Annotated in this window: 3 protein-coding genes and 1 pseudogene; 3 read left to right on the forward strand and 1 reads right to left on the reverse strand. The window is 64.3% G+C overall.

Annotation, left to right across the window (positions count from 1 at the left end):
- Nucleotides 1-274 (reverse strand): annotated as a pseudogene (locus tag EN939_RS19100) (lipopolysaccharide biosynthesis protein); the annotation flags it as partial.
- A 199-nt stretch (nt 275-473) separates the two neighbouring features.
- On the opposite strand from EN939_RS19100, the gene EN939_RS19105 reads away from it, so the two are divergent.
- The 3 genes from EN939_RS19105 to EN939_RS19115 all read left to right on the forward strand — a co-directional run bounded on the left by EN939_RS19105 (nt 474) and on the right by EN939_RS19115 (nt 5,122).
- A complete protein-coding gene (locus EN939_RS19105) occupies nt 474-3,023 on the forward strand; it encodes a Wzz/FepE/Etk N-terminal domain-containing protein (protein ID WP_127269250.1) in 2,550 nt (849 codons plus the stop codon).
- Between the two features lie 180 nt (nt 3,024-3,203).
- On the forward strand, nt 3,204-4,103 hold the full coding sequence (folD, locus tag EN939_RS19110; protein WP_127269251.1) for a bifunctional methylenetetrahydrofolate dehydrogenase/methenyltetrahydrofolate cyclohydrolase FolD: 900 nt from the start codon (nt 3,204-3,206) through the stop codon (nt 4,101-4,103).
- Between the two features lie 20 nt (nt 4,104-4,123).
- On the forward strand, nt 4,124-5,122 hold the full coding sequence (locus EN939_RS19115; protein WP_164748958.1) for a GlxA family transcriptional regulator: 999 nt from the start codon (nt 4,124-4,126) through the stop codon (nt 5,120-5,122).
- The last annotated feature ends 408 nt before the right edge of the window (nt 5,123-5,530 follow it).

Raw genomic sequence — 5,530 nt, forward strand, 5'->3', positions numbered from 1 at the left:
GGATGGTGGCGGTGCGGTAGAGCGCCGAGATGAAACCGAAGGCGAGGATGCGCGACAGCATGACACCGGCCGCCGAAGCGGTGGCGAACATGCCGAATTCGGAAATGGACAGCGTGTTGGCCAGCGCGATGAAATAGGCCAGCGAAAACACCAGTCGCCCGCCGGCGCCGCTGATCGCCGAGAAATAGTCGCGAAGCAGCCCCCGTCGTTCGGCCAAAAAGCTGCCGATCCGGGCGAGGGGCCGCCTTTGCGGTATGTCACTGGCCTGCGTCATTTCTCAAGGAGAGCCTAGGCGGGAAAACTTAACGTGCCGTTCTGGAGGCTTAAGCCTGTGTCGAAAATAGATGCAACCGAAGCGAGAAACCGACGCTTCGGTGCGGGAAAATTAACCTTTTGTTTTCCATGCCTGTTTAGCGTGGCTTAACGAATGGCCAAGCGCCGTTTGCAGGTCGCCAAAGGTAAAGTTCAAGACGATGGTCGACAGGGAAAACCGCGAGGACTGGAAGCGCGAGCGCTCATTGCTGGCGCTTGGCCAGGCTGTGCGCGGCGACGAACCCGACGCGTCCCTGGTCTCGATAGGCGACCGGGCAGACCCGTCATGGCGCGAGGATGCCGCCACGCGTCATCGCCTCGCCCGTTCGCAGCGCGAGGCGCGCAACCCGAAACTGTCGGATCCGGTCGTGACCGACGGGGATCATGAGCAAGCTTCGTCATCATATCGCGCGCAAACGACGCCACGGACACAAATTGGTGCCGCCGAAACCGCCGGCGCCCGGCGCGCCGATCATGCATCGGAACCTTACGCTGCAGGCGACGCGTCGGTATCCCGAAACGACGGCAGGGACAGCCAGCAGTGGAAGCCGCTGATCGATCCGATGCAGGTCGTGCGCGGTGTCGGCAAGTCGAAGCTGCTGATCGTGACGACGACAATACTGGGTGCCGCGCTCGGCCTTGCCATCGCGCTGTCGACGCCGAAGAAATATGAGGCCACCACCGAACTGATCGTCGACCCGCGCGACCTGAAGCTCACCGATCGTGACCTCACCCAGTCGGTCGTCGCTTCCGATGCCACGCTGGCCATCGTCGAGAACCAGGTTCGGGTGCTGACCTCAGGCACCGTTCTCAACAAGGTCGTCGACAAGCTCAATCTGGTCAACGATCCGGAATTCAATGGGCAAGGCGGCGGCGGCCTCAGCGTCATGTCGCTCATCCGCTCCGTCCTGTCGCGCAATGACGGGCCGGGGGGTGTCGACGACACCCGCCGCCGTGCACTTGCTGTCGGCAATCTGGCCGAGAGCCTTTCGGTCGAGCGCGGCGGCAAGACCTTCGTCATCACCGTCAGCGCCACCACGCAGAATGGCGAGAAATCGGCCCTCATCGCCAACACGATGACGGATGTCTTCCTGCAGACCTTCGGCCAGATACAGTCGGACACGGCAGGCCGCGCCACCGACGAACTGACGGCCAGGCTTGACGAGTTGCGCAAAGGGGTCGAGGCGGCCGAGCGCAAGGTCGAGGATTTCAGGGCTACCCATGATCTCGTCGATGCGCAGGGCCACCTCATCAGCGATGACGAAATGCTGAAACTCAACGAGCAGCTGTCGGTTGCCCGCGCCCGCACGCTGGAGCTGAATGCCCGGGCGGCCTCGGCGCGTTCGGTCGACGTCAATTCGGTTCTCACCGGTACCTTGCCGGAGGAGATCAACTCCAACTCGATGAGCGATCTGCGTTCGCAATATGCATCGCTCAAGCAGGAGGCTGACCGCGCTGCCATTCGGTTCGGCCCGCGTCATCCCGAACTCCAGGCGCTCAATGCCCAGCTTGCCGGCGCACGCGACCGCATCGCCTCGGAGCTGCGCCGCATCGGCTCGTCGCTGCAGGTCGACCTCAAGCGCGCGGTCCAGCTCGAACAGGATCTTGCCTCTCGCCTGGCGCAGCTGAAGGTCCGCAGCGGTGACGTCAACAGCGACCTTGTGTCGATGCGCGAACTGGAGCGCGAGGCGACCGCCAAGCGTTCCGTCTACGAACAGTATCTGCTGCGCGCCAAGGAGACCGGCGAGCAGAAGGACATCAACACAGCCAACATCAATGTGATCTCGAAGGCCTTCGCGCCGCTCGAGCCGAACGGGCCGTCGCGGGTCGTGGTCGCGCTCGCCGGCCTGTTGCTGGGTTTCGCCTCCGGCATTGGCCTCGGAGCCATGCGTGGCGCCTATGAGAGCCTGCGTGACACTGCCAATTCGCGCTCGCGTCGCGACCATGGCACGGACGAACACCGGACGCCTTACGAAGACAAGGCATATCGGTCAGCGCCGCCGCCGGCGCCGCCACAACCACCAGCGCCGCAGCCATCGACACCCCCGCCTGCATCACCACCGCCTGGCTCGCCATCGCCTGTCCAGCAAGCCGAGGTCTCGCCGGCCGAAGGTTCCGGCCGGATCGGTGCCTTGCTGTCGAGGCTGCACAAGTCCGTCTCACGCAGGCCGTCCCGGGAGGAGCCGTTCGATACCGTTGAATGGGCCTCTGCCGAAAACGCGAAGCCGATGCAGGATCCGCAATACTCCGCTTACCCCCAGTCGGCGCCGGCCTTCGAGCCTCGGCAGGCGGCCGCGGCAGCATACCCGTCGCGGCCTTTCCAGCCCGGCGGCCATCCGCAGCAGACGGCGCAGCCGCCACTGCCGCCTCCCATGGTGCAGCAGCGGCCATATTCCGGGCCGCAGCTCTATCCCTACGCGCAGCCATTGGGCTACGCACAGCCGCCGGCCTATCCCTATCCGCAATCGATGCCGGCCGCCAATGCCGGGCTGCAGCCCGATCCGGCTCAGCCTGCTTCCGAGTCCTATCCACAGCCGTCCCTCCCGCAGCAGCAGGCGCCTCAGCCTCATCAGCGATCGGCGGAGCCGTCGCGGGCCGCGGAGGATGCCGAGCAGCAAGCGCCAATCGAGGAAATCCGCGCCAGCCTGCGCGAATTCCGCGAAGCGGTTCGCGAACTGACCGAGAGCCGCGTGCGGCGTCGCTACTTCTGAGCCACAAAAATCTGCGCTGTGCCGTACAAAAACATGCCGGTTTCGCGTAAACGGCATGGGACGGCGCTTTGGCGGGATTGCATGTTGGAATTTTCGTGAAAATGCCACGCTGTGAAAGATCGAAAAGCGCGTCGCTTCCGCAAGCGACGCGCTTGGGCATTCTGGTGTTGAGGGTAGTCCATGGCCGAAGTGATTGATGGCAAGAGCGTTGCCGGCGACGTTGTGGGGTCGGTCAAGACCCTGACGGCTGAGCTTGTCGCCAAGGGCCAGGCCAAGCCGGGTCTTGCCGTGGTTATCGTCGGCGAGGACCCGGCCAGCCAGGTCTATGTCGCGTCCAAGTCGCGCACCGCCAAGGAATGCGGCTTTCATTCCGTCCAGCACACGCTGCCGGCCGAAACCTCGGAACCGGCGTTGCTGAAGATCATCGGCGATCTCAACGCCGATCCGGCCATCAACGGCATCCTCGTGCAGCTTCCGCTGCCGGCCCATATCGACGCCGGCAAGATCATCCAGACCATCGCGCCGGAAAAGGATGTCGACGGCTTCCATTTCATCAATGTCGGCAAGCTCGGCACCGGTGAACTCGAGACAGCCTTCGTGCCTTGCACGCCGGCCGGCTCTATGCTTCTGATCGAGCGGGTGCGCGGCAAGGACCTGTCCGGCCTCAACGCCGTCGTCGTCGGCCGCTCCAACATCGTCGGCAAGCCGATGGCCAACCTGCTGCTTGCCGCCAACTGCACCGTCACCATCGCCCACAGCCGCACCAGGGATCTGCCCGCCTTGGCCCGCACCGCCGATATCCTTGTCGCGGCCGTCGGCAGGCCGGAGATGATCAGGGGTGATTGGGTGAAGCCCGGCGCCACCGTCATCGATGTCGGCATCAACCGCATTCCGGCGCCGGAAAAGGGCGAGGGCAAGTCCCGCCTCGTCGGCGATGTCGCCTATGCCGAAGCGGCTAAGGCCGCCGGCGCCATCACGCCGGTTCCCGGCGGTGTCGGGCCGATGACCATTGCCATGCTGATGGCCAATACGTTAGCCTCGGCCTACCTAGCGGCCGGATTGAAACGGCCGTCCTTCTGACCCGCCAGAAAGCCGCAGCTTTGCCGAACCCCAGTGTTCCCTCAGAACGGCCGGTCATCACGGACCCCGTTCAAGGCGGGCGGCAGTTCGCATTCCTGCTGGTAGACAAGTTCTCCATGTTCTCGCTGGCTGCCGCGATCGATACGTTCCGGTCGGCGAACCGGTTGCTTGGCCGCGACTTCTACGGTTGGACGACGGTGTCGGCCGATGGCGATCCGGTGATGGCTTCCAATGGCCTGCCGCTCAAGATCGACTACGCCGTTGCCGACCTGCCGCCGGTCGATATCCTTTTCGTCTCGGTCGGGCTGACGACGGAATTTCCCGGCAAGAGCAAGGTGCTGGCGGCACTGCGCAGCTGGGGCCGGCGCGGCAATGCGCTGGGTGCCCTGTCGGTCGGCTCCTACCTGCTGGCCGAGGCCGGCCAGCTCGAAGGCTATCGCTGCACCATCCATTGGGAAAATCGCGCCGGCTTCGTCGAACGCTTCCCCGATATCAACTGCACCGGCAATGTCTTCGAGATCGACCGCAAGCGCTACACCTGCGCCGGCGGCACCACTTCGATCGACCTGATGCTGGAGATCGTGCGCGGCGATTTCGGCTCGAACCTCGCCAATGGCGTCGCCAACCAGTTCCAGCACGAACGCATCCGCTCGGCCGGCGACCGCCAGCGCGTCGGCCCGGAACGCGACCTGACCGGCAAGTCGGAGAAGCTCAGACGCATCGTCGAACTGATGGCCGACCACCTCGACGAGCCGCTGTCGGCGGTGCAGCTGGCCAAATCCGCCGGTCTGTCGGTGCGTCAGGTCGAGCGCCTGTTTCTGCGCCATCTCAGCGTCACGCCCGGCCGTTATTACATGCGGTTGCGGCTGGAGCGGGCGCGCGAACTGCTGCGCCAGACCAACATGCCGATCCTCGATGTGGCGATAGCGACCGGCTTCACCTCGCATTCCTACTTCGCCCAAAGCTACCGGCTGCAATTCGGCAGGCCGCCCTCGGAAGAGCGCCGCACGACTTACTGAATTCCGCTTCCGCTGAAAAGTTCGGCGCCCCGGCGCATCGGGCCAGGGTAGCGAATTCGGGTAACGGGTTCCTTCGGAGCCTTCGCCGGCGCGTAGGCTGGGTGCATCAAACGAAAAACCCGCCTGAGCGGCGGGTCACCGGCGCAAATCAGCACCATGGGCAAAAATGTACCATAGCTGAGTGCATCCAGTCAAGAAAAAATTCCTATCATGGAAAGCCATCGGCACTGCCGACACCCCGAACTGGCTGTCATCACGACTTTTGTTAAGCTGGGTTCGGGCCCGACGCACCTGGCTGCCCGGACTTGTGTCCCGGCGCCGCGTCAAATAGCTTGCCGCCCGGATCAGGGGCGGATTTAGGAGATTTCGATGGCGGGACTTGCACGGGGCGTCGCTGCGGCGATCCTC

Source organism: Mesorhizobium sp. M7A.F.Ca.CA.002.05.1.1, assembly GCF_003998335.1.
Taxonomy (GTDB): Bacteria; Pseudomonadota; Alphaproteobacteria; order Rhizobiales; family Rhizobiaceae; genus Mesorhizobium.